Genomic DNA, 24,653 nt, shown 5'->3' on the forward strand with positions numbered 1-24,653 from the left:
CAATTAAACGGCTACATTATGTTCACGCAATGCATCATTCAACGATGTCTTTTTGTCGGTCGATTCTTTCCGTTTTCCAATAATTAATGCACAGGGGACTTGATATTCACCAGCAGGGAATTTTTTGGTATACGAACCTGGAATAACGACCGAGCGAGCGGGGACATACCCTTTGTATTCAATCGGTTCTGGACCGGATACATCGATGATTTTGGTCGAGGCCGTTAAGACGACGTTTGCGCCAAGTACAGCTTCCGTTTCAACGCGGATACCTTCAACGACGATGGTACGGGATCCTACAAATACATTGTCTTCGATTACCACAGGAGCAGCCTGTACAGGTTCCAATACGCCCCCAATACCGACACCACCTGATAAATGGACGTTTTTACCTATCTGCGCACATGAGCCTACAGTAGCCCAGGTGTCAACCATCGTTCCTGCATCCACATATGCACCAATGTTTACATAAGAAGGCATCATGATCACGCCTTTGGCAAGATATGCGCCGTAACGCGCCGAAGCTCCAGGTACGACACGAACGCCCAACTCTTTGTAATTTGTTTTCAATTTCATCTTATCGTGATACACGAAAGGTTTGTTGTCAATCTCTTTCATTTCACGGATCGGGAAATATAGAATCACGGCTTTTTTAATCCAATCATTTACATGCCAACGGTCACCAATAGGTTCTGCCACCCGTAGTTCGCCTTTGTCGAGTTTCATGATGACATATTGGATTGCTTCAAAGTACTCTTTATATTCTAATAATTTTCTGTCTTCCCAAGCTTCTTCGATTAGTTTTTGTAAATCCATTTTTAAATTTAATGTTGATTAAAAAATAAGAACAAAGATGCTGATTTTTGTTGAGAACTTGTTTACCCGCGCCATGATTTTTAATCGGTTAAGACTAATTTATTTTGTATATGCTGCTCAAGTTGGCTAAGTTTGCTTTATGGGAACGGAATCTGAGAAACTACGCATTGACAAATACTTATGGTGTATTCGGGTCTTTAAAACCAGGAGTTTGGCAACGGAAGCCTGTAAAGCCGGTCGGGTAAAGTTAAATGGACAAAATATTAAACCATCGTATGTGGTGAAAGTAGGGGAGGCCTATACCGTTCAAAAGGGCGTAGAAAGAAAGGTGATACGCGCGACCGGTCTGCTGGAACGGCGGGTGGATGCCAAAACGGCGGTCCAATTTTATGAAGATCAAACACCTGTAGAAGAAACATATGCTTTTAAATCTGTGTTTCAGGCACCTGTATTAAAAAGAGATCGGGGGGCAGGGCGCCCAACCAAGCGAGATCGCCGTGAAATAGACGGACTTCAAACGGATTGGTGGGAGGAAGAAAAAAAGTAAAACCGTCTTCCAATTAAATGAAAGACGGTTTTGGGGTAAATATATTGATCGATTAGTTACGCGTAATTATAAACTGCTTCTTTACTTTCCAGCTCGGTATTCCCCATTAAGAACTCGTCAACTTTGCGTGCGCACTCGCGACCTTCCGAAATCGCCCATACGACTAACGATTGTCCTCTGCGCATATCACCTGCCACGAAAATTTTGTCTGCAGTTGTTTTGTATTCGCTTTCAGTAGCCTGAACATTTCCTCTGCCATCCAAGGTAACTCCCAATTGCTGTAGTAAACCTTCGTGTTGAGGATGCAGGAAGCCCATGGCTAATGTAACCAGCTCGCAGGGGATTTCCCGTTCCGAGCCTTCCACTTCTTTGAAAGATGTAGGCCGTCCTAAAGCATCTGTTTCCCATTCTAGGTCTACGACTAATGCTCCGCGCAAGTTACCTTCGGCATCTCCCAAAAACTCTTTGGTACTGATACTCCAGTGTCTTTGGCAACCTTCCTCATGAGAGGTGGTCGTCTTCAATAACATAGGGTACGTCGGCCATGGCATGGCAGCGGTACGTGCTTGCGGAGGTTGTGGCATTAACTCAAATTGAGTCACTGATTTGGCGTTGTGGCGATTCGATGTTCCGACACAGTCAGATCCCGTGTCGCCACCACCTATTACCAGTACATTTTTATCCGTTGCCATTATTGCTTCCACCTCAATTGGTGAATTGCCAACGCGTTTATTCTGCTGTTTTAAGAATTCCATCGCGAAATGAACGCCTTTAAGCTCACGCCCGGGGATATTCAGATTACGCGGGATAGTGGATCCACCAGCAAGTACAACCGCGTCATATAAATTCAATTCAGAAGCTGGTACATTGTTCCCCACTTCAGCATTGGTGCGAAATTCGATGCCAGACTCTTCCATGATTTCAATACGGCGATCGATAATGGATTTGTCCAATTTAAAATCAGGGATACCATAACGTAATAATCCGCCCACTTTGTCATCACGTTCGTAAACGACAACGTCATGGCCAGCTTTGTTTAGCTGTGCTGCGGCGGCAAGACCGGAAGGTCCTGAACCTACAACAGCGACTTTCTTCCCTGTTTTTAAGAAGCTTTTGTTCGGCTTAACATAACCTTTTTTGTAAGCGATTTCGATAATGTGTTTTTCAATTTCTTCGATCGCTACAGGTGATTTGTTGATCCCTAGTACACATGCTGATTCGCAAGGTGCAGGGCAGATACGCCCCGTAAATTCAGGAAAATTATTGGTAGATGACAATATGTTATATGCATCTTCCCATTTTCCGTCATACACCGCGTCGTTAAATTCCGGGATTACATTCCCCAGTGGACATCCTGAATGACAGAATGGAATTCCACAGTCCATACAACGCGCTGCTTGGCTATTTAATTGATCCTCCGAAAAGAGGTGAGCAAATTCTTGATAATTTTGTTTTCTACTTTCTACAGCGTCTTTCTGCGGAAGCGCTCTGTCAAATTCTAAAAATCCTGTTGGTTTTCCCATGATACTTTCCCTCTTATTTTATGCTACAACCAATTTTTTTCTTAATACATTTTTATACTCACGTGGGAACACCTTGATGAAACGAACCTTCTCTGTCGCCCAATTGTTTAGGATATGAGACGCTCTTTCACTATTTGTTAACAAAATATGGCGTTTCAAAAGTGCGATGATTGCAGTTTCATCTTCGGATTCTAACGGGTCTAGATCAACCATTTCCTGATTGCAATTTTCTCTAAATGTACCGTTGATATCATAGATCCATGCAATACCGCCGCTCATCCCTGCAGCAAAATTACGTCCTGTTGACCCCAGTATCAGTGCTTTACCACCTGTCATATATTCACATCCGTGATCACCAATTCCTTCTACTACTGCGGTAGCCCCGGAGTTACGTACGGCAAACCGTTCACCGGCCATACCGTTAATAAATAGGTGTCCCGAAGTAGCGCCGTAAAGGGCTACGTTGCCAATGATAATATTGTCGTGTGGAATAAGTGTACTCACTTTCGCTGGATAGATGGCTAGTTGCGCACCCGATAAACCCTTACCTACATAATCGTTTGCTTCACCTTCTAATTCAAAAGAAATCCCTTTGGTATTGAAAGCACCAAATGACTGGCCTGCCGAACCTTCGAATTTAAAGTTGATGGTATTATCGGGTAATCCCTCGGCGCCGTATAATTTGGATATTTCATTGGATAATAACGTTCCGATCGTACGGTCTGTGTTTTTCACCAGGAAGGTTCCGAACACTGGTGTCTTCGTGTCCAAAGCAGGTTTAGCTTGTTTTACGAGACCCCAGTCTAAAATCATGCTCATGCCATGATCTTGCTCTTCAGTGTTATAAAGTGTTTCGCCTGTTGCATTTCTAGCCACGTGTAAGATTCCGGAGAAATCAATTTTGTTGGCTTTCCAATGCTGAATGTCTTCACGTTTTTTAAGGAATTGTGCACGGCCTACCATTTCATTGATGGTACGGAAACCCAATTCTGCCATGATCTCGCGCATTTCTTCTGCTAAGAATTGGAATAAGTTTACGATATCTTCCGGTTTTCCAGAGAACAGCTTACGTAATTCCGGATCTTGTGTCGCTACACCTACCGGGCAGGTATTTAAGTGACATTTGCGCATCATAATACATCCGCCAGCTACTAAGGCCGCAGTTGCCACACCCCATTCTTCAGCACCTAATAATGTAGCGATAACTAAATCGCGACCTGTTTTCATTTGGCCATCGGCTTGCAATACAACACGACTTCTTAGTTTGTTCTGTACCAATGTTTGATGTGCCTCGGCTAATCCTAATTCCCAAGGAAGACCTGCATGTTTAATCGAACTGATTGGAGAGGCTCCTGTACCGCCGTCGTATCCTGCTATTAAGATTACATCAGCGTGTGCTTTTGCAACACCTGCTGCAATTGTTCCGACCCCAGCTTTAGAAACTAATTTTACGTTGATACGTGCTTCTCTGTTCGCGTTTTTAAGATCAAAGATTAATTGTGCTAAATCTTCAATGGAATAAATATCGTGATGTGGGGGAGGAGAAATTAAGCCCACGCCAGGTGTTGAGTGACGTACTTTAGCAATCCACTCGTCTACTTTGTGTCCTGGTAGCTGGCCACCTTCTCCTGGTTTAGCTCCTTGCGCCATTTTGATTTGAAGCTCATCTGCTTGCGTCAGGTAATTGGATGTTACACCAAATCGTCCTGAAGCTACTTGTTTGATAGCCGAACGCATCGAATCACCGTTAGGCAATTTTTGATAGCGTAACTCATCTTCCCCACCTTCACCCGTATTGGACTTCCCGCCGACACGGTTCATAGCAATGGCTAGGGTGCTGTGTGCTTCATGCGATATCGATCCAAAGGACATGGCGCCTGTTGCGAATCTTTTCATGATTTCGCTCGCAGGTTCTACTTCGTCAATAGAAATAGCCGTACGATGTTTTGCAAAATCCAACAGCCCACGTAAGGTAAAAATACGTTCTTTCTGATTGTTGATAAGTGCGGAATATTTTTTAAAGGTCTGAAAGTCATCTGTGCGGCATGCTTGCTGCAATAAGTGTACAGTTTGCGGATTCCACAAGTGTCCTTCGCCACGTCTTTTCCATTGATAGATACCGCCTTCTGGCAATAAACTTTTTGGAGATCTATTGTTTTCAAAGCTTCTCCAGTGTTTGGCTAAAGCCTCTTTTGCTATGTCATCTAGCTTTAATCCGCCAATACGTGAAACTGCTCCACAGAAATATTTATCGACTACTTCCTTATCTATACCCAATACTTCAAATATTTGAGCGCCGTGATACGACTGAAGGGTCGAGATACCCATTTTTGAAAATATTTTCAATAGGCCGTTGCAAACTGCTTTGACGTAGTTTTTCCTTAGTTGATCCCAGGTAAGTTCGGTATCTAACTGCCCTTCTTCGCGCATGGTACGGATACTTGCCAACGCCATGTATGGGTTGATTGCCGTAGCACCGAATGCCAGTAAACAAGCAAAGTGGTGTACTTCCCAGGCATCTCCAGCTTCGACCACCAAACCAACAGCTCCGCGGTTGCCTGTTTTGATCAAATGGTGATGTACGGCGGATACGGCTAGGATAGAGGGTATGGCCGCATGTTGTGAGTCAATAGCCCGATCCGATAAGATAATAACTTCGAAGCCATCACGTACGGCATCGTCAGCATAGCGACAAAGACGCTCAATACCGGCTTCTAAAGAACCTGGCTTGCCATCTGCACGGAAATAGGATTGTAATGTTTTGGCTTGGAATACTCCGGTGTCGATAGAACGTAATTTTTCCAGTTCGCTCGACGTTAATATAGGGTGTTCTAAGGTTACACAGTGACAGAATTTTTTATCTTCAATAAGTATATTTCCGGCATTTCCGATGAATGTTGCCAAACTCATAACCAAACGCTCGCGAATCGGATCTATCGGCGGATTGGTTACTTGTGCAAAGAACTGTTTGAAATAGCTTGATAAATGTTGTGGTTGATCCGATAGCAAAGCCAATGGTACATCTGTACCCATTGAACCAATCGGCTCATAGCCCGTGAGCGCCATTGGGGTAAGGATTGTTTCCAGATCCTCTCGGGAATAACCAAAAGATTGCTGATATTTAAATACCGATTCTTTAGATAAGTATGTGAATGTAACGCGTGGCTTAGCCAGTTGTTCTAATTTAATCTTGTAATTGTCTAGCCATTCGCCGTAAGGTTGTTGACGAACTAATTCACCTTTTACTTCCTCATCGCTTCGGATAAGACCGGCTTCCATGTCTACAACAAAGATTTTTCCGGGTTGTTGACGTCCTTTTTTGATAATGGTAGCTTCGTCTATGGGTAGAGCTCCGGCTTCAGAAGCTACAACAACACGGTCATCAGATGTGATGGCATAGCGCAAGGGACGAAGGCCATTGCGATCTAATGTAGCGCCAATCGTTTTTCCATCCGTAAAACATAATGCAGCTGGACCGTCCCAAGGCTCCATTAATGTTGCGTGATATTCATAGAATGCTCTTTTCAATGGATCCATCTGTGTATTACCATCCCAAGCTTCCGGAACAAGCATGAGCATCACATGTGGTAAACTACGGCCACTGTGTAATAAGAGTTCTACCACATTGTCCAAACAGGCTGAATCGGATTGACCTTTATCAACTACCGGTAATAGGATTTCCATTTCTTCTTCCGTGAAATAGGGGGAAGATAGCGAGCGTACCCCTGCATAAAACCAGTTTAGGTTTCCGGTAAGTGTATTAATCTCACCGTTGTGCGCAATCATGCGAAACGGTTGAGCTAAAGACCAAGAAGGGAATGTATTGGTAGAAAAACGCGAATGCACCAATCCAAAAGCAGAAACTACGCGCTTATCGCGAAGGTCTTCAAAATAGGTGCCTACTTGATAGGTCGTTAATTGACCTTTGTAGATAATGGTCTTGCATGACAGCGATGCAATATATAAAGGTAGTGGGTAACTTTGCTTTTCTTTTATTTTTTGGATGATCAAACGTCTTAATACATAAAGTTTCCGTTCAAACTCTTCTGTGTTTGCCACGCCATCGGGACGGGAAACGAAAAATTGTACAATTTCTGGTTCAGCACCTAACGCGGTTGGGCCGATGCCTTGACGATTTACAGGTACAGATCGGAATCCAAGAAAAGTCATATTGCGCTCTGCTGTAGCTTCTTGTATCGTCGTTCGGCAAAGTTGATTTAATTCGGCTTCCTTTGGAAGAAATACCATTCCTGTTCCATAATAACCGGGCTCTTCCAGCTGGATACCTAATTTAATACATTCTTCCCACAAAAATTCATGTGGTAACTGAATCATAATACCAGCGCCATCTCCACTCTCTGGGTCGCATCCACATGCACCACGGTGTTCCATGTTTTCCAACATAGTAAGCGCATCTTTGACCTGAGCATGTGATTTTTGCCCTTTGATGTGGGCCACAAAACCAACACCACATGCGTCATGTTCAAATTCCGGGTTGTAAAGTCCTTCTTGCTGCATTCTTTCGTTAATCATTTTCTCTCCTCAAAATATTGGTTTGCTAATATACGAATAAATAATGTGTTGCCATTGAATTATTTATAAAAATTTTGTATTTATTTTGTTTTTTCTTCAAAGAAGGTTTGTGAAATTAATTGAATTCGCATTTATTGCGTTTTTTAATGCGAAAATTGAAATATCATTCAGTGTGGGTGCCATCTTACAGAACAATGAAAAATTAACCATTTCCCTGTCTGCAGGGGATATTTTAGAAACGTTTAATGAAGATATTTTACGTTTACAGGTGATTTGATTGATCCGGGGTAGGCTCCATTCTGATTGGTAACGATAAGTATATAAAGGGGAAAGCATTTTAAAAATAGGAGGACTGCGCCGAGTGAGTTGTATAAAAAAAATGAACCCTCCAGTACCGAGCGGCAGCTAGAGGGTTACCAAACCAATTATTAACCTAAACTAATTTTCGCAATTTTCGTGCCAATTTTTATCCGATAGGGCCTTCTGAAAGGAGATCAAAAAAGAGGAGAAAGTTTTTACGTAACATTAGCATAGACTCAATTGCTTTTGCGTAAAACTAAACTACTTCGCTTTAAAATTTACTTCGGTTTTTGATAAACTCGTTATTAATCAGTGTTCTATATGAATACTTGTTCAAGTTTCCAGCTCGTTGTGGGAATTTATCAGTCGCGTTTCGACCAACAGTACTGTTTTTTTGGTTAAGCAAAAACGGGTAAACATAGTAACCAGTTTAACTTTTGGTTATTAGCTATCCCCGTTTCTGTCCTACATTTCGTACAGTGTGTAAATTTATCCAATCAGCATCTTAAAAAGCCTTAATTCCGTAAATCTTATCGATTAAGTACTTGTCTGCGTTTCTTTTTATTCTGTAATAGTATCGTTTGTGGAAATTCAGGTGTGTCCCTGTGGTATTCAGGGCAAATACGTGTTTTTTTGCCGAAAGATTAATATATCTAATAATACAGCTTTTGGTTAAGTTTCGGTACAGTTTTATTTATCGATTTCGAATTCAACCCACGGTTTACACCGCGGGTTGAAAATTAATATACTGTTCCATTTTTTCTTAAAACCGATAGGCAATCGACAATCCACTGCGGATTCCCGCCCATGGGCTTCTTAATATTTTAATGTTTGCACCATCGGCATTTACATCGTAATCAATCTTTATAGACAAGGGCAATTCTTCCAGATCTGTTTTTAGATCGTTCAAGCTTTCACGAAGTTCGGACTGTTCTTCACTGTTCAGCGTCATTTTCCCAGCTACATCTCCTTTAGCAGACCCATATCCAGGTCCCATAATTCGCCAATCCAAGTGGATGTTGCGCGAAAGTTTAAAGTTGACGCCAAAAGATACACCCGCAGTAAAGGATGTTATATCTCCTTTTAATGGAATAGTTTCGGTGCGGCTATAAATGTCGGTTTCCTCGATATCAAAGTCGAATGGTAAGGAAGCGCCGTAGCTTGCGTATTTGATATAAGGAGCAATATAGAAGCCGCTAAACGGTCCCCGCTTGGAGGTGTAGAAACGTGCCTCCGGTGTAATCGAGAAATTGGAACTACTGAAGTTGTCGATTAAATCGTCAAGCTCTTCGTCGTCTACAAAGCTTTTTACGGTCGATCCAAAGGGGAGCCCTTTATTGGGGCGGATGCTGATCGCCGCGCCTGCGGTAATACGGCTGGTCAGTAGTCGCTCGTACTCGAAAGAGAATTTGCCACCGAGTAAAGGCAAGACGTTGAATTTTACCATATTGGGGCCACCTTCTTCTAAAGAAGATGCAGTTTGGGCGGTAGCACTAGAAAGTGCGAATATAAGGCCGAGTGCAGGGATAAATCTTAGAAATTGTTTTTTCATTTTTGATTGGGTTAATGCTTATGAACGATTTGGGAACAATGTTTGGCTAGATATTTTTACCCGAACAGCGCAAATTTAACGAACTACCGATTTTAGCACAATACCCCATAAGGGGTATTTTTTCATTAGATAATTGTCCGTATTGATCTTTAAGGTGAGTTTTTTGTGACACATGGAAACATTGATCGTGAACTTTATTATATTAGCTCAGTATTATCGAAGTAGCGATTTTGAACTTTTGAACCGAACGCTAGCGCGGTTAACTTTTATATAATTTTTCAATGAAAATAACACAAGTAGAAATCTACCGTTTAAGCATTCCAATGGAACCATTCGTAATTGCTACAGGTACGATGGACTATGCACAGAATACATTTATTCGGATACACACCGATGCTGGCTTGTATGGGGTGGGGGAATGCTCGGCTTTCCCAATGATTGTGGGCGAAACCCAGGATACCTGTATCAGCGTAGCGCAGGATTTTGCGAAGATATTGAAAGGCAAAGATCCATTGGCTATTGCAGACCGCCTTGCAGATCTTAACTTGTATATAGCAGGAAATACCACCATCAAATCGGCGTTTGATATGGCATTATATGATCTCGCAGCCAAGCATGCAAATGTGCCCCTATATCAATATCTGGGAGGTGCTCGCCGTGATATGGCGACAGATATTACGATTGGTATTGCAACACCTGAGGAGATGGCTGCTAGAGCATTGGGCTTTAAAGATAACGGTGCAATAGCACTTAAAGTGAAGCTGGGTAAGCTGCCGCAGGATGATGTTGCTCGTATGCGGGCAATCCGTCGGGCAGTCGGGTTTGATATTCCTATTCGTATAGACGCCAACCAAGGCTGGAGTTATGAGCAGGCGGTTGAAGCGTTAACGGGATTAGAGCCTTACAAAATTCAGTTCTGCGAACAACCCATGCGTACCTATAACGATCATTTAATGCCTGAATTACGGATCCAAACAATTGTACCGCTTATGGCGGACGAGTCTGTGTATTCGCATTACGATGCCGAACGATTGTGCAAAAATGATGCTTGCGACTACATTAATATTAAATTTTCCAAATCAACAGGAATTCATGAAGCGTTAAGGATTCAGTCCGTAGCTGCGGAATACGGTGTTCCGTGTATGATAGGAGGAATGCTGGAAAGCCGTTTAGCATTGGCAGCTAAAGTACATTTTGCTTATGCGGCCCCGAATGTTAAATTTTATGATCTGGACACCTGTATGGTCGGACATTTGGAAGATCCTGTGACCGGTGGTGTTAAATACAACGGCTACCATATTGCTATTTCAGACGATATCGGAATTGGCGCGGATATCCGAGCGGAGTTTTTGGACAGATGTGAAAAGTGGGTGATATAGATTTTTATATTTACAATTATCAGTACCTTTGCGTTAGTTAATAAAAAGAAATAATATTATGAGTTCACAAAAAGGTCCTATTTCTCAGTTTTTGGAGAAAAACTACCTACACTTTAATGCTGCGGCACTCGTGGATGCGGCTAAAGGATATGAAGCCCATTTGAATGAGGGGGGTAAAATGTTGATTTCCTTGGGTGGAGCGATGAGTACTGCTGAATTAGGTATCTCGTTAGCGGAATTGATCCGTCAAGATAAAGTCGCTATTATTTCGTGTACAGGTGCTAACCTAGAGGAAGATGTGATGAACCTAGTGGCGCATTCGCACTACAAGCGCGTGCCCAATTACCGCGATTTAACGCCGGAGCAGGAACGCGAGTTGTTAGATCAACACTACAACCGTGTTACAGATACCTGTATTCCAGAAGAAGAGGCCTTCCGCCGTCTCCAAAAGCACTTGGAAGATGTCTGGCAAGCGGCCGAAGCAAAGGGTGAACGGTATTTGCCGCATGAGTTTTTATACCAAGTGGTCAATTCTGGCGTGTTAGAGCAGTACTATGAAATTGATCCTAAAAATTCGTGGATCGTTGCAGCTGCGGAGAAGAACTTGCCTATTATTTGTCCAGGATGGGAAGACTCGACTACAGGGAATATCTTTGCTTCTAATGTGATTAAAGGCAAATTAAAAGCAAGTACCGTGAAATCTGGTATCGAATATATGATTTACCTGACAGAGTGGTATCGTGCCAACTCAGGAGGTAAAGGTGTGGGATTCTTCCAGATTGGTGGTGGTATCTCGGGCGATTTTCCGATTTGTGTGGTGCCGATGATGTATCAGGATCTGGAATGGGAAGACGTTCCGTTCTGGTCATATTTTTGCCAGATATCAGATTCGACCACTTCTTACGGATCGTATTCCGGAGCAGTTCCAAATGAGAAAATCACTTGGGGTAAATTAGATATTGATACACCTAAATTTGTGATAGAGTCAGACGCTACGATTGTAGCTCCGCTAATTTTCGCTTATTTATTGGGGCAGTAAAATTTCAGATATTAGATTTGAGACATTAGATATTAGACTGCGCATTGAAGAATTTATTGACAGATAACCCAATTGCTTTACAGGCATTGATGTCGGAAACAATTTTTTCGACGGGATTTTCTGAAAAAGAGGATACTAGCTCATCTGTGTCCAATGCAACTGCAATTCCTCAGCCAAGTACTGCTACGGGCTCAGCTGAGGAATTCATATATCAAGGGGATAAAGCGACCGGTGTACTTTTTATACTCCGATATCCTGAATATCCCTATTTTTCACCGAATGCTGAAGAAGCATTCATTAAGACGATAGGTGCGCTACAACTTACGCCACATAATGTTGCGGTAGTCAATTTGGCAAACCCGCATAATCCGAATGATTTTAAACGTATCATGCAGTTTTTTCAACCCAAGAGGATAACACTTTTGGGTGTCGAACCTGCTTCACTAAATCTGCCCGCTATAGCCTATAATTCGTATATGAAAGGTAAAGTAGCAACGGTATTCAATACATTTAGCTTTGAGGAGATGTTTGTCGATGTGGAGAAGAAAAAACTATTCTGGGGGGAGTTTAAGACTTTTATTGGTTCATAAGCCGGATTTGCGAATATGCTTTTTTACTTTTTATTTTTTTACTTATTACTTTGCAACATGCTTGAACTAGTTTTTGCTACAAATAATGCACATAAATTGGAAGAGGTACAACAGGTTGTTGGAGACCGCTTTCAAATCCGATCACTTGCGGATATCAATTGTCAGGATGATATTCCGGAGACAGGGGATACCTTCGAAGAGAATGCGAAACAAAAGACAGATTACTTAGTTAATAAATATGGGCTGTACTCGTTTGGTGATGACTCTGGTTTGGAGGTTGATGAATTGGATAATGCCCCTGGAGTTTATTCTGCCCGGTACTCTGGATCGCGGGATATGGAAAAGAATATAGATTTGGTGTTGGAAAGTTTAGCAGGTAATCTTAATCGTAAGGCACGTTTTCGGACCGTTATTTCACTCTTTTTGAATGAACAGCAGCATTTCTTTGAGGGAACGATAGAAGGTCGTATCGGAACGGAAAGGAGGGGTGAAGGCGGCTTTGGATATGATCCTATTTTTATCCCCGAAGGGTATGAGAAGACCTTTGCAGAGATGACCGCCGCCGAAAAGAATCAAATCAGTCATCGTGCGATTGCTGTTCGGAAATTGGCAGATTTTTTGAATGATTAAGTAGGCGATTTAAAAAGACACGTTTAACAAAAGTGTTTAAGAAGATGTTTAATTAGCCTGTTTCAACGGAACAGGCTTTTCTTTTTCAGTGTTTTCCACTTTCTTTGTCTCCTTAGAAACCGTTTCTTGCACTGCGTCGATTAGGCCCTTTTCGGAGGAGATATCTTTCGTTATCTGCTCTGATGTTTGGGGTAGGTTAGGCCCTTCTTCTCCAGCTTTTGGAATTTCACGCCGTCGATTGAGCAAATCTTCCTTCGATGTCGGTCTATCTTGTGGTCTCCAGATAAAACCAGGCAATATCTCATTTTCTTGGGTTACCATTTTGAATGGATATACTTTTTGATCCACTTTTCGGACGGAAACGTAATCTATGATTTTTTTGCCTTCCATTTTTATTTTTATTCGCGCGCCTCGGTCATGGAACATATCGGTAATAATGCCTAATTCTGTGTTCTCCATAAAGATGAGATTTTCCGCGTTGCCATCTACATACAACCGGTCGATATTATTGTTAGCGAAAAATGCGGTAATCTTTCGTCCTTTTAATTGATTGAACTTAACGGTATCTAACACGGCATTAACCATCATGGCGTTTTCTTTAAGCAGCGCATTATCCAGTTGCTGGTTTAATATCTGCATAAAAATGGTGTCTGCCGAAATTTGAGATCCTTGCGCCCAGATCATTGGTCGCCCCATGAACCGAAACATGGAGTCGGCCATACCATAATAAACGGAATCCGCGACGGCCTGTAAGTCAGATTTAAATAATCGTACGTTATAATATGCTTTTACGATTCGTGTGCGCGCGGTATCGGATGCGGCATCAATCGTTGTACTATCACCCACGGGAATATTTTTTGTAATCGTATCTTGGGTTTGCGCGACTTTCAGGGCATTGTTAAGGAGACTATCAGCTTCGGATCCGGTGGGGATAATGGCATTTTGACGCGTCAAACTATCTGCTTTTATAGTCGCTTCGATAGAAAGCGGTTCATCTTTTTTGTTGTTTTGAGGCTTTTTTGCTTGTATAACAGGTTTTTGTGGTATGGTTTTTAGGGTGCTATCGGGATAGGATTTCGATGAAATAACTTGCTCCAGATCATCGATTGCCATTTCGCCTGAGTCTAAGTTTAGCTTTAGCGCAGTTGAATCAACCTCTAAATCCATGGTCGAATCAACCTCTAAATTCAAATCATCATCCCCATAATCCACATCGTCTTCAATAATTAATTCTCCTCCGCTGCGATCTAATTTTAAATCGAGGGCAATATATTCTTTTAACGGAATTGCTCTAGAGAATAACGTGTCGGCAGTGAGGAAAACGGAATCCATCTTCGCTTCTTCTTTAAGTTTAGGCGGTATCACTTCGCTTTCGACGGATGAGATACTATCTGTCTCTGTCTCTATCTCTAATATTTCCTGTTCTTCCAACTCCCGCTGTTCTCTACGTCGTTCGCGACGCGATTTTACTTCATCGGTATTTTCTGTACTGTCTATTTTTACATTATTATCTGTACTATCGTTTTTGACCAATGTAATGATCAACGGTTTTTCCGTCATGGTGATAGATTCATCCGATTGTCGATACAGTCCAAATCCTCCGTATGCATAAAATTTATCGAGCGTATCGATAAAAACAACATTTCTATAAGCCTTGCCTATACCAGATTCCCGTTCATAATGGAGACTGTCGCCTTTTAAGAACTTCGTGCCCTCCGTATATAAATTGTTTTTATTAAAATCAGCTATTCCGGTACCTGTATTATAATGCCCCCTTTCGGTGTACAAATTTTTCTCGCCTGTATTATCTTTTATGTTAGTCGGTCCGAAAAAATAAGTCATCCTGTCCGCTGAATTATACCGCATGGTGTCGGTGTAGATTTTTACGTTTGGCGTCCGTACGACGACTGCATTACGGAAATAAGCATCTTTCGTGTCCTCAAAATAATACGCATTTTTAGAAGTAATCGTATCGCCTTGAGAGATAATACGTCCACCTCCTGTGTAGGTGCCTACTTTAGCACGCATCTTGTAGGTTAGGAAATTGGTGGTCAACGTCGATGTGCCATCGACCATTTTCACGTTTTTATTTAACCGTGCATGTTGTGCAGTTGCGTCGTAATGTAAATAATCCGAATAAATAACCGTGCCCGAGGGTTGTGTAATGACCACATTACCGAACGCTTCGAAAAATTGTCGCTTTAACTCATCTTCATAAATATAGCCGCTATCTGCAGATAGTGTACTGCCTTTGTGTTCGTACACCGGGCGGTAGAATATCATCTGTCCTGTCTTAGCGTTGATTCGCCCGCTACTGGAGGAGACTAGGTTTAATCGATCTTGCCCACCACCTTGTTGAATAGGAGTTCCTCCGATTGGCGTCTGACCAAAAGTAAGTTGTGCACCGACTACGAAAAAGATAAAAATCAACCAATATTTCACGAAGGCAAAAATATGTAAATAAATAGCAAAATAATGTTAATTGCGAAATTTTCATATACTTATTTACTTGTTTTACCGCGGTGTTCTAGGTTATGTAAAAAAGGTTAGGGGTTATAAAAATGAACCTATTTTTTAATCAGTTTTTATGCGCCTCTTTCGCCGGCGCGAGGGCGACTTCTTTTTCCTAAAAAGAAGCAAAAATCGTCGCTGTACCCATTTGCCAGAATGGCTAGTGCCTCCCACTGCAATTGGCAAATGGCTAAGGCGACATTTTCGAATTTGTAAGGATTGTGCATTGATTATATGTGCTTTTTTTCATCAGCTAAATTTAGAAAGAACGACCTAGGTCGATGTAGCGTTAAGAAAGCTTTTGGATTTACGTTAAGAACAGATCCTTGAAGTGAAACGGCTCGGAGCTGTTTAGTAAATCCAAAAGCTTTTAGCGTAACGTTGACCAAGTCTTGAATTTTGTCAACCTTTTTTTCAAGAAAAAGGTTGGAGCCCTGCCATGGCCAATGGCGGAAGGGTGCTGAACGGGACAAAAGAAATCGATTAAGAAAAACCTTCTTTTAATATCAACAATATCTCCATGAAATCTAATGGATCGGTTTTGTTTAAATCCGTAAAATCAATTAATATTATTTAAATTTGATCAATGGAACTTTTGAGTCGTTTTAAGTATTATTGTGTTGATAATGAATTATTTACTTCTGTAAACAAGGTTTTGCTTGCAGTAAGCGGAGGACGTGACTCTATGCTAATGGCAACATTGTTTTTGGAAGCGCAGATAGCTGTTGAAATTGCACATTGTAATTTCGGTCTTCGTGGACGGGAATCGGATGAGGATGAAATCTTGGTGCGGAACTTTGCACGACAGCATGGGATACCTTTTCATCTAAAGAATTTTGATACCGTATCTTACGCTGAAACGCATAAGATATCGATTCAAATGGCGGCACGCGATCTACGGTATGCTTGGTTTAATGACCTTGCACGGGAATTGAACTGTCGGTACATCGCGGTGGCACAACATAAAAGCGACCATGTCGAAACAGTACTCTTGAATCTTACACGTGGAACAGGACTTCAGGGACTTCAGGGGATCAAATCGAAGCGCGGAAACATCATTCGTCCGCTTTTATTTTTGACGGCTGCAGAAGTAACTAGCGCCGTCGAAGAACTAAAGGTGCCTTTTCGAGACGATTCTTCTAATTTTTCGACTAAATATGCTAGGAATAAAATTCGTTTAGATATCATACCGCAATTCGAGGCTTTAAATACTGATTTTATTGATACGATGGATAAAAATATACAACGTTTTCAAGAAAATTATGTGTTACTCCAAAGTTTTATTGACCCGTTGCGCAGTCAGTTGTTTGAAACGGATACTGGAGAAGGCTGGAAAATTAAAAAAGAAGATCTGAGTAGGCAAAGTATGCCATTGCTATATGCTCTCTTTGAACCTTTTGGGTTCTCCAAAATGACGCTTCAGGATTTGCTGCAAGCATTAGCGTCAAATGCGGAGTCTGGTCGTATTTTCGAATCGAATAAATATCAGTTATTATTAGACCGGACCTATGTACTTCTCAAAAAGAAAGATAGGTTAGCGACCGAGTTGGAAGTGTCGGAAGATGCAAAGGTCATTGTCTGGTTAGATAAAACCTTCGAAATCCTGCTCTCGGAGCACACAGAAATTTGCCCTGATGTTCAAGTAGCGCAAATAGATTATAATAGACTTATTTTTCCATTGAAAGTTCGATCTTGGCAAGAAGGAGATACGTTTTATCCTTTGGGAATGCGGGGCAAAAAAAAGCTGAGCGATTATTTTGTGGATAGAAAAATTAGTCTTTTTGATAAGAAAAATATTGCAATTTGGGTGAATGGTAATGGAGAGATCATGTRGATCAGMGGYTAMCRCTTAGATGATCKGTATAAGATTACAGATAATACACAAAAAGTAMTTAMCTTAGTTTGTAAATWATRGRTATKKAMAAAGMAAATCTTTWTGTCKAAAGACAATATTTAGGAAGAGACAAAACCTGGATCAGTGTGCGTCTTATTTTGGCATTGTTCTGTTTTATTGCCTATTACCTAAATCTAGATCATTTGGCGTCTAGACAATTATTTTTTATTGTGGGAGGAATCATCATTATCGTTTCTATTATTATGATGTATATGCTGCTGTATAAAACCTTAGTCACACCAAATAATATAACGATCAGCGGATTGTGGTCTACCAGTTTGGTGAAAATTGATTTATCATCGATAATCTCGGTTGAGAAGAGACCGTATAGTAGTTTCATTTTTAACAATCCCGTGTATAATTTACATACCAAGGGTAAAATCCGCTTTTATGCTGGAGGAAAAGATGCCGTATGGCTGAAGGATCGAGATGGACTTGTATATATAATTGGTACCCAGAAGCCAGAAGAATTGGCAAATGCAATTCACAATGCAAAACGTACAGAGTCTTAAAAAATGTTAAGCGTATTGACTCTGACATTTTTTTGACGTATCCATCTTTTTAAATTTTTATCTTTGAAGAAAGAGAATACACAAGATGACATTTTTATATTTTATTTTATTTACCATACTGTTTTACTACGTTTTTAAGTTTTCGATTCGTCTGCTTATGCCTTTCGCTATGCGCAAACTTGCCGAGCGTATGATGAAAAAGGCGCAGCAATCCCATCAATATATGTCTGGAGGTCAAAATCCTTTCGGAAATGCGAACCCTTTTGGTAGTGGCTATCAAGATCAATCGCAATCGCGTAAACCGGATAATAAAGTACATGTAGATTATGTTCCGCCTAAAGAAGAAGCTAAGAAAAATGGCGCGGCAACAGCGGGTGAGTTTGTCGATTTCGAAGAAATTAATTAGGTCAGAACGTTGTTTTTTTAATGGATACATTTGCCTTTGGTTAATTTGTTTTTGCCGATATTGACTGATCATTTATAACTATCTTCGATGAATTCGCAAGTGCGATTTTTTACTTTTTAATTTTTGACAACGTCGATATGTGGCTGAAACAATTATCTGTTTTTAATTTCAAGAATTATACAGAATCGACATTGGATTTTCTGCCTGAGGTGAACGCGTTCGCCGGAGAGAATGGTGCAGGTAAAACCAATCTACTCGATGCCATCCATTATTTATCCCTCTGTAAATCCTATTTTAACCCCATTGACTCCCAACATATCAAAAAAGGGGAAGACTGGTTTATGATTCAGGGTGAATTTGATAACGATGATCGCTTAGATCATATATCATGTAGCCTTAAGCGCAATCAAAAAAAGCAATTTAAACGCAATAAGAAAGATTATCCACGGTTAGCAGACCATATCGGGCAGTTCCCCTCGGTAACGATTTCCCCTAATGATAGTGTCATTATTACGGAGGGAAGTGAAGAGCGTCGTAAATTTATAGACAACGTAATCTCGCAAACAGATAATAAGTATTTAGATACGCTTATTGCCTATAACAAAGTATTGCTTCAACGTAATGCTGTACTGAAAAACATCAGGGATAAAGGTGTTTTTGACCTTGGTCTTATGGAGGTTTTAAATGTACAGTTGGTAGAGGTAGGTGAGATTATTTATGCGCGTCGCAAACGATTTATGGCATCGTTTTTACCTGAATTCCAACGGCATTATAGCTTTTTGTCGGAAGGGGCGGAGGAGGTATCTCTTGAATACGAATCTCAATTAGGTCAACATGGATTTCTCTCTCTTCTGAATCAAACCCTCGAAAAGGATCGGATTTTAGAACGTACCACTCAAGGCATTCATAAAGACGACCTGTTATTTACGATCCATGAAGATATGCCGTTGAAAAAGTTTGGTTCTCAAGGACAGCAAAAGTCGTTTTTGATTGCGTTAAAATTGGCGCAGTATAGCTTTTTACGGCGTGAGAAAAAATATAAACCTCTTTTGTTACTAGACGATATCTTTGATAAGCTGGATGAAAAACGTACCAAAAAATTGATGCAGATGGTATCAGAGGATGAATTTGGACAAATTTTTATAACGGATACCGATGCATTCAGGCTGCAGAAGATTTTTGAGGATATTGCCCAGCCTATACGTATCTTTGCGATACAAGGAGGGGCGGTAAATGTATAAGTATAAGAAAAAGTTAGAGGAGATTCATACCCGGGATGATATCAGTATCAAACAAGCCGTTGAAAAATGGCTTGAAGTTTTCAAATTACGCAGAAAATTTGATGAGTCCTCAATCGTGTCCGCGTGGCCTGAAATAATGGGGACGTCTATCGCTAACCGTACACAACAGATTTATATTAAGGATAAGAAGCTCTTTGTAAAGGTTGAATCTGCGGTTATCAAAAATGAACTGGCGTTAATGAGAAGGCAGATAATAGGTCGCGTGAATGAACACGTGGGGCAAGTCATTATAGAAGAACTCATCATTCTGTAAATCGTTTATCGCGCTACAAATAAAGCTCCAGATCACCTTTGCCATCCCGGATAATCTCGAATTCACCATTAGTTAGGTCGACAACCGTGGAAGCGATATTATCTCCATACCCTCCGTCGATAACCAGATCCACTTTATCTTCATACTTTTCGTAAATCAATTCGGGATCCGTTGAGTATTCTATAATCTCATCTTCATCATGAATAGAGGCCGTCACAATGGGATTTCCTAGTTCTTTGACGATCTCGCGCACGATGCTATTATCCGGAACACGTATACCTACCGTCTTTTTCTTCGAACTCAATAATTTGGGCACTTGGCTACTTGCGTTAAAGATAAAGGTGAACGGGCCAGGCAATGCCTTTTTTAACACCCGGAAAACAGTCGTGTCAAAAGGTTTTGTGTATTGAGATATGTCTGTTAGATCGTAGCAAATAAAAGACAAGTTAGCCTTATCGGGTCGCAGCCCCCGAATGGCGCAGACACGTTCAATTGCTTTTTGATTCGTAATATCACATCCAATACCGTATACGGTATCAGTTGGATAAATTATCACACCACCTCTCTTCAAAATATCTACCGCTTGTTGGATAGCTTTTGGATTCGGATTGTCTTCGTATATTTTAATTAACATTTGTAAAATAAAAAAAGCATATTCGCAAATTTGCATATTCGCGAATATGCTGATAGTCTATATAATAAAACCGTCAAAAGTATAATTTGTTTTGACGGTTTTAAGGCGTTTGTATAGTTTATCATTAAAATTCTGCGTTGTTGGGCGTACGTGGAAAAGGAATTACATCTCTAATGTTCGTCATTCCTGTCACGAAGAGTACCAATCGTTCGAAGCCGAGTCCGAAGCCGGAATGGGGCGCTGTGCCAAACCGTCTTGTATCTAGGAACCAATCCATCTCTTCAGAAGGGATACCCACTTCTTCCATACGAGCCAGTAATTTGTCAAGATTTTCTTCCCGTTGTGAACCGCCCACCATTTCTCCAATACCTGGGAACAGGATGTCCATGGCACGTACCGTATGGCGTCCTTGTGCATCAGGTTCATTTTGTTTCATATAGAAAGATTTGATTTCTCGCGGATAATCGATTAGGATTACCGGTTTTTTAAAGTGCTTTTCGACTAGATAGCGCTCGTGTTCCGATTGTAAATCAGCACCCCATTCTTCAATGAGGTACTTAAATTGTTTTTTCTGATTGGGTTTACTGCGTTTTAATATTTCGATAGCGTCAGTATATGTTACGCGTTCGAAATTATTCTCTAAAACGAAGTTTAATTTGTCGACCAAGTTTAGTTCCGCACGTTCATTTTGAGGTTTTGATTTCTCCTCCTCCAATAATCGGCTTTTTAAAAAGTCAATTTCTTCTGCGCAATGATCCAAGGCGTATTTGATCACGTATTTTAATAGATCTTCTGCTAGATCCATGTTGTCTTCCAATTCGTAGAATGCCATCTCCGGTTCGATCATCCAAAACTCAGCCAAATGACGTGTTGTATTCGAATTTTCTGCACGGAACGTTGGGCCAAAAGTATAAATATTACCCAGGGCCATGGCGGCAAGCTCGCCCTCTAACTGTCCTGATACAGTTAAATTGGTCGCTTTACCGAAGAAATCTTCTTTATAATCTATTTGTCCTTGATCGTTGCGGGGAATATGGTCAAAATCTAACGTAGTTACCTTAAACATTTCACCTGCTCCTTCGGCATCTGATCCAGTGATAATAGGTGTATGCATGTACACGAAATCCCTTTCGTTGAAGAACTGATGGACTGCAAAAGCTAATGCATTTCGTACTTTGAATACTGCATTGAATGTTCCGGTGCGAAAACGTAGGTGTGCTATCTCGCGCAGGAATTCTAAGCTGTGTTTTTTTGGTTGCAATGGGAATTTCTCCGGATCAGAATCTCCTAAAATTGCCAGTTCCTGCACTTTAATTTCAACACGTTGGCCTTTACCTAACGATTCTACTAATGTTCCGGCTACGCGCACGGTCGCACCTGTTGTTATCCGCTTCAAGAGAACTTCGTCCGTATTCTCAAAATCAACTACTGCCTGAATATTATTCAAAGAAGAACCATCATTAATCGCTATAAATTGATTATTGCGGAAAGTTTTTACCCATCCTTTTACAATAACGCGTTTGCCGAATTCCTCGGATTTTAATAGTCCTTTGATACGTGTGTGTTCCATTTAATAATCAACTTCTTTGTTAAGCGTCACAAAAATACGCTATTCTGTCGGTTATTGGTAATAAATGAGGAATTTATGAAAAAAATGAACATTATGGATGGATTGTAAAAAAAGTTATCTTTATAGTCATGAAAAGTTACTTACTCAAAATATTGGTCGTGTCCATCGCCTTGTTTGTATCGTGTGGTAAAAGCGATGATGGAGACCCTGTTAAGAAGACTATAGATAGAATCTTAATTGCTCCGGAAAGTATTGTTCAAAAAACTGGAGTGGAATATTATGTCATTGGACGGTACTTCAAAGACTATGAGGAAAAAGATAACGTCCGCTTAACGGTAAATGGCCAATCGGGAACGATAATAAAGGAAGAAAAAAAAGAACTGGAGGGAACTACAATACTATTTAAGCTTCCGCCAGTCAATCAAACCGGCGATTTGACGATGAAATTGACGATAGACAATGGTCAAAATGTCGTGGAACAGGAGAGCATGCTGCGCTTTGTTGCTGATTATACCTTGCCGACAGTTTGGCAAAGCCTAGATAGGGCCTATAGAAACCAGATATCATGGATTGGTCGCCGGTTTAAAAGTGGAGGTAGCGCCATCAGTATCATTTCACCAGGAGAATCGCTAAATCCTTCTGTCGGTTTATATTATTCAAAAGATAAATTGTATGACCAGTTGGTGCATGTTCCGTTTATAGAGGGACTTAGTGGTAACTATTTGTTGTATTTTGAAGATAGTTCCCTAAAAGAATTAAGAATAATACACGGAGAACCGATTAGAAATCCTCAATATAGTGCAGAAGAATCCCATGCAGAGATTCGTACAGAATTGGGTGCTACACTCGTTTCGACAGAGGAAAGAAGCAATTATGTACTAACCACCTATAAGAAAAATAATTTTACATTGAGCGTAAGCGAGAACGAAAGTGCAGTACATACGTTGGTTACGAAAGAATAGCTTAGGGGATACTTCTTTCAACGTACCACGGGTAGTTTTCGATTTTAGGGGTATAAACAAAAAAGACCGATTTTCTTAATGGAAAATCGGTCTTTTTATCTATTTTAAAACCAAAAACTATTTATCCTTTTAATACTTTAGTAACTAATTCAGCAGCTTCTTTTAATTGAATAGCAGAATAAACTTGTAATCCTGATTCGTCAATTAACTTTTTAGCTTCTGCAGCATTTGTACCTTGAAGACGTACAATGATTGGAACAGGAATGTTTCCGATTTCTTGATATGCATCGATCACACCTTGAGCAACACGGTCACAACGAACGATACCGCCGAAAATATTGATTAAGATTGCTTTTACGTTAGGGTCTTTTAAGATGATGTTAAAACCAGCTTTTACCGTTTCTGCATTTGCAGTACCGCCTACGTCTAAGAAGTTAGCAGGCTCACCACCAGCAATTTTGATGATATCCATTGTTGCCATTGCTAGACCAGCACCATTAACCATACAACCCACGTTACCGTCAAGTTTTACATAGTTTAAGTTAGATTTGCCAGCCTCAACTTCTGTAGGATCTTCCTCCGTTACATCACGTAATGCTGCATAATCCGGATGACGGTATAATGCATTCTCATCTAAGTCTACTTTTGCATCTACAGCTAAGATTTTATCGTCAGATGTTTTTAATACAGGGTTGATTTCGAACATAGATGAATCTGTTGAATCATATGCTTTATATAAAGCAGCAACAAATTTCACCATTTCTTTGTGTGCACCACCGGTTAGGCCTAAATTGAAAGCAATTTTACGTGCTTGAAAGCCTTGTAAACCAACTTTAGGATCGATTTCTTCTTTGAAGATTAAGTTTGGAGTTTTCTCAGCTACTTCTTCAATGTCCATCCCACCTTCTGTGGAATACATAATGATATTACGACCTTTAGCCCGGTCTAATAACACAGATACATAAAATTCTTTCGTTTCACTTTCGCCAGGATAGTAAACATCTTGAGCAACTAATACTTTATTTACTTTTTTACCTTCGGCACCAGTTTGAGGAGTTACTAATTGCATACCTATGATATCTGTAGCACGTTGTGATACTTCCTCTAGGTTTTTAGCTAATTTCACACCACCACCTTTACCGCGACCACCAGCATGAATTTGAGCTTTGATTACAACCCAGTCAGAATTGTATTCTTCTTTCAATTTTTTAGCAGCTTCTACAGCTTGCTCTGGGGTTTCAGCAACAATACCTTCTTGTATTCTTACGCCAAAACTTTTAAGTATTTCTTTTCCTTGATATTCGTGAATGTTCATCGATAAAAAATTTAGTGTAAAAGTAGTATTTTTATTCGTAAGGGTCAAGATTTTGTTCGTTAAAAAGCTACTTTTTTTACGGGAGAGTTTGTCTTCAATGCTCGTCAAGAACCTGCACTAACTTTTGAGGTTGTTGGTGCTCATGCTAAGCCTGCGAAGATTTTTCATCGATGTATATTTGTTTTCAACGTAGTGACAGACGATCTTAATTTCACCTATTTTTTATTGATCTCTTGTCTGTATTTATTGGTGTCAATGAGATCGGTTTGTTTCGCAGTTGTCTTCGGTGGTCGCTAAGTTTTTAATGGCTGATGAGAGCCGATCTAAATGATGATTGCCCTGTGTGTCCATATTATTTACACCTCGATTTCATACTTTTTGCTAAC

At 40.6% G+C, this 24,653-nt stretch carries 19 protein-coding genes and 1 pseudogene; 12 read left to right on the forward strand and 8 right to left on the reverse strand.

All coding sequences use genetic code 11. From position 1 onward, the window contains the following. Positions 1–3 precede the first annotated feature (3 nt). A complete protein-coding gene (locus C4F40_RS02425) occupies positions 4–816 on the reverse strand; it encodes a 2,3,4,5-tetrahydropyridine-2,6-dicarboxylate N-succinyltransferase (protein WP_196937799.1) in 813 nt (270 codons plus the stop codon). A 139-nt stretch (positions 817–955) separates the two neighbouring features. On the opposite strand from C4F40_RS02425, the gene C4F40_RS02430 reads away from it, so the two are divergent. Then, the gene (locus tag C4F40_RS02430; RefSeq protein WP_196937800.1) at positions 956–1,363 is read left to right on the forward strand and encodes an RNA-binding S4 domain-containing protein; all 408 of its coding nucleotides are present in this window, start codon (positions 956–958) and stop codon (positions 1,361–1,363) included. Between the two features lie 56 nt (positions 1,364–1,419). On the opposite strand, the gene C4F40_RS02435 is transcribed toward C4F40_RS02430, so the two are convergent. Further along, on the reverse strand, positions 1,420–2,886 hold the full coding sequence (locus C4F40_RS02435) for a glutamate synthase subunit beta (RefSeq protein WP_196937801.1): 1,467 nt from the start codon (positions 2,884–2,886) through the stop codon (positions 1,420–1,422). An 18-nt stretch (positions 2,887–2,904) separates the two neighbouring features. Beyond that, on the reverse strand, positions 2,905–7,419 hold the full coding sequence (gene gltB / locus C4F40_RS02440; RefSeq protein ID WP_196937802.1) for a glutamate synthase large subunit: 4,515 nt from the start codon (positions 7,417–7,419) through the stop codon (positions 2,905–2,907). 109 nt (positions 7,420–7,528) lie between these two features. Between gltB and C4F40_RS21525 the strand changes: the two genes are divergently transcribed. Then, the gene (locus C4F40_RS21525; RefSeq protein ID WP_231389892.1) at positions 7,529–7,696 is read left to right on the forward strand and encodes a hypothetical protein; all 168 of its coding nucleotides are present in this window, start codon (positions 7,529–7,531) and stop codon (positions 7,694–7,696) included. Positions 7,697–8,482: 786 nt separating this feature from the next. Here the strand turns inward: C4F40_RS21525 and C4F40_RS02445 are convergent. Beyond that, positions 8,483–9,271: a DUF3575 domain-containing protein gene (locus C4F40_RS02445; RefSeq protein WP_196937803.1), complete on the reverse strand. Its 789-nt coding sequence runs from the start codon at positions 9,269–9,271 to the stop codon at positions 8,483–8,485. 281 nt (positions 9,272–9,552) lie between these two features. Between C4F40_RS02445 and C4F40_RS02450 the strand changes: the two genes are divergently transcribed. From C4F40_RS02450 to C4F40_RS02465, 4 genes are read left to right on the forward strand one after another with little or no spacing between them, the layout of a single operon-like run. Further along, positions 9,553–10,650, forward strand: coding sequence for a mandelate racemase/muconate lactonizing enzyme family protein (locus C4F40_RS02450; RefSeq protein WP_196937804.1), 1,098 nt, complete (start codon positions 9,553–9,555; stop codon positions 10,648–10,650). Positions 10,651–10,708: 58 nt separating this feature from the next. Further along, positions 10,709–11,689, forward strand: coding sequence for a deoxyhypusine synthase family protein (locus tag C4F40_RS02455; RefSeq protein ID WP_196937805.1), 981 nt, complete (start codon positions 10,709–10,711; stop codon positions 11,687–11,689). 44 nt (positions 11,690–11,733) lie between these two features. Next, on the forward strand, positions 11,734–12,279 hold the full coding sequence (locus C4F40_RS02460) for a hypothetical protein (protein ID WP_196937806.1): 546 nt from the start codon (positions 11,734–11,736) through the stop codon (positions 12,277–12,279). A gap of 57 nt (positions 12,280–12,336) precedes the next feature. Beyond that, complete coding sequence (locus C4F40_RS02465; protein ID WP_196937807.1) at positions 12,337–12,909, forward strand: non-canonical purine NTP diphosphatase; 573 nt, start codon at positions 12,337–12,339, stop codon at positions 12,907–12,909. A 48-nt stretch (positions 12,910–12,957) separates the two neighbouring features. Here C4F40_RS02465 and C4F40_RS02470 read toward each other — a convergent pair whose 3' ends face one another. Next, the gene (locus C4F40_RS02470) at positions 12,958–15,351 is read right to left on the reverse strand and encodes an OstA-like protein (RefSeq protein ID WP_231389893.1); all 2,394 of its coding nucleotides are present in this window, start codon (positions 15,349–15,351) and stop codon (positions 12,958–12,960) included. Positions 15,352–16,006: 655 nt separating this feature from the next. Between C4F40_RS02470 and tilS the strand changes: the two are divergent. The 5 genes and pseudogenes from tilS (at position 16,007) to C4F40_RS02495 (ending at position 19,786) form a co-directional block, all read left to right on the forward strand. Beyond that, positions 16,007–17,377: pseudogene (gene tilS, locus C4F40_RS02475) on the forward strand (tRNA lysidine(34) synthetase TilS). A 23-nt stretch (positions 17,378–17,400) separates the two neighbouring features. Then, a complete protein-coding gene (locus C4F40_RS02480) occupies positions 17,401–17,826 on the forward strand; it encodes a hypothetical protein (RefSeq protein ID WP_231389894.1) in 426 nt (141 codons plus the stop codon). Between the two features lie 85 nt (positions 17,827–17,911). Beyond that, positions 17,912–18,232, forward strand: a complete 321-nt coding sequence (locus C4F40_RS02485; RefSeq protein WP_196937808.1) for a DUF4834 family protein — start codon at positions 17,912–17,914, stop codon at positions 18,230–18,232. A 137-nt stretch (positions 18,233–18,369) separates the two neighbouring features. Further along, the gene (gene recF, locus C4F40_RS02490) at positions 18,370–19,473 is read left to right on the forward strand and encodes a DNA replication/repair protein RecF (protein ID WP_196937809.1); all 1,104 of its coding nucleotides are present in this window, start codon (positions 18,370–18,372) and stop codon (positions 19,471–19,473) included. After that, positions 19,466–19,786 carry a DciA family protein gene (locus tag C4F40_RS02495; RefSeq protein ID WP_196937810.1) on the forward strand — a complete coding sequence of 107 codons (321 nt, stop codon included), beginning with the start codon at positions 19,466–19,468 and terminating at the stop codon, positions 19,784–19,786. The genes recF and C4F40_RS02495 overlap by 8 nt, the downstream gene beginning before the upstream one ends. 13 nt (positions 19,787–19,799) lie before the next feature. Here the strand turns inward: C4F40_RS02495 and C4F40_RS02500 are convergent, their stop codons facing one another. After that, positions 19,800–20,420 carry an L-threonylcarbamoyladenylate synthase gene (locus C4F40_RS02500; RefSeq protein WP_196937811.1) on the reverse strand — a complete coding sequence of 207 codons (621 nt, stop codon included), beginning with the start codon at positions 20,418–20,420 and terminating at the stop codon, positions 19,800–19,802. 124 nt (positions 20,421–20,544) lie between these two features. After that, positions 20,545–21,990, reverse strand: coding sequence for an asparagine--tRNA ligase (gene asnS, locus C4F40_RS02505; RefSeq protein ID WP_196937812.1), 1,446 nt, complete (start codon positions 21,988–21,990; stop codon positions 20,545–20,547). A 128-nt stretch (positions 21,991–22,118) separates the two neighbouring features. Between asnS and C4F40_RS02510 the strand changes: the two genes are divergently transcribed. Continuing rightward, positions 22,119–22,952, forward strand: coding sequence for an IPT/TIG domain-containing protein (locus C4F40_RS02510; RefSeq protein ID WP_196937813.1), 834 nt, complete (start codon positions 22,119–22,121; stop codon positions 22,950–22,952). 121 nt (positions 22,953–23,073) lie between these two features. Here C4F40_RS02510 and sucC read toward each other — a convergent pair whose 3' ends face one another. Next, the gene (sucC, locus tag C4F40_RS02515; RefSeq protein WP_196937814.1) at positions 23,074–24,267 is read right to left on the reverse strand and encodes an ADP-forming succinate--CoA ligase subunit beta; all 1,194 of its coding nucleotides are present in this window, start codon (positions 24,265–24,267) and stop codon (positions 23,074–23,076) included. Positions 24,268–24,653: the final 386 nt, after the last annotated feature.

It is taken from the genome of Sphingobacterium pedocola (assembly GCF_015209965.1).
GTDB lineage: Bacteria > Bacteroidota > Bacteroidia > Sphingobacteriales > Sphingobacteriaceae > Sphingobacterium > Sphingobacterium pedocola.

Excerpts from the sequence above, each read along its gene's own strand:
- C4F40_RS02425 (WP_196937799.1), bottom strand. The coding sequence starts at position 816 with ATGGATTTACAAAAACTAATCGAAGAAGCTTGGGAAGACAGAAAATTA.
- C4F40_RS02430 (WP_196937800.1), top strand. The coding sequence starts at position 956 with ATGGGAACGGAATCTGAGAAACTACGCATTGACAAATACTTATGGTGT.
- C4F40_RS02435 (WP_196937801.1), bottom strand. The coding sequence starts at position 2,886 with ATGGGAAAACCAACAGGATTTTTAGAATTTGACAGAGCGCTTCCGCAG.
- gltB (WP_196937802.1), bottom strand. The coding sequence starts at position 7,419 with ATGATTAACGAAAGAATGCAGCAAGAAGGACTTTACAACCCGGAATTT.
- C4F40_RS02445 (WP_196937803.1), bottom strand. The coding sequence starts at position 9,271 with ATGAAAAAACAATTTCTAAGATTTATCCCTGCACTCGGCCTTATATTC.
- C4F40_RS02450 (WP_196937804.1), top strand. The coding sequence starts at position 9,553 with ATGAAAATAACACAAGTAGAAATCTACCGTTTAAGCATTCCAATGGAA.
- C4F40_RS02455 (WP_196937805.1), top strand. The coding sequence starts at position 10,709 with ATGAGTTCACAAAAAGGTCCTATTTCTCAGTTTTTGGAGAAAAACTAC.
- C4F40_RS02465 (WP_196937807.1), top strand. The coding sequence starts at position 12,337 with ATGCTTGAACTAGTTTTTGCTACAAATAATGCACATAAATTGGAAGAG.
- C4F40_RS02485 (WP_196937808.1), top strand. The coding sequence starts at position 17,912 with ATGACATTTTTATATTTTATTTTATTTACCATACTGTTTTACTACGTT.
- recF (WP_196937809.1), top strand. The coding sequence starts at position 18,370 with ATGTGGCTGAAACAATTATCTGTTTTTAATTTCAAGAATTATACAGAA.
- C4F40_RS02495 (WP_196937810.1), top strand. The coding sequence starts at position 19,466 with ATGTATAAGTATAAGAAAAAGTTAGAGGAGATTCATACCCGGGATGAT.
- C4F40_RS02500 (WP_196937811.1), bottom strand. The coding sequence starts at position 20,420 with ATGTTAATTAAAATATACGAAGACAATCCGAATCCAAAAGCTATCCAA.
- asnS (WP_196937812.1), bottom strand. The coding sequence starts at position 21,990 with ATGGAACACACACGTATCAAAGGACTATTAAAATCCGAGGAATTCGGC.
- C4F40_RS02510 (WP_196937813.1), top strand. The coding sequence starts at position 22,119 with ATGAAAAGTTACTTACTCAAAATATTGGTCGTGTCCATCGCCTTGTTT.
- sucC (WP_196937814.1), bottom strand. The coding sequence starts at position 24,267 with ATGAACATTCACGAATATCAAGGAAAAGAAATACTTAAAAGTTTTGGC.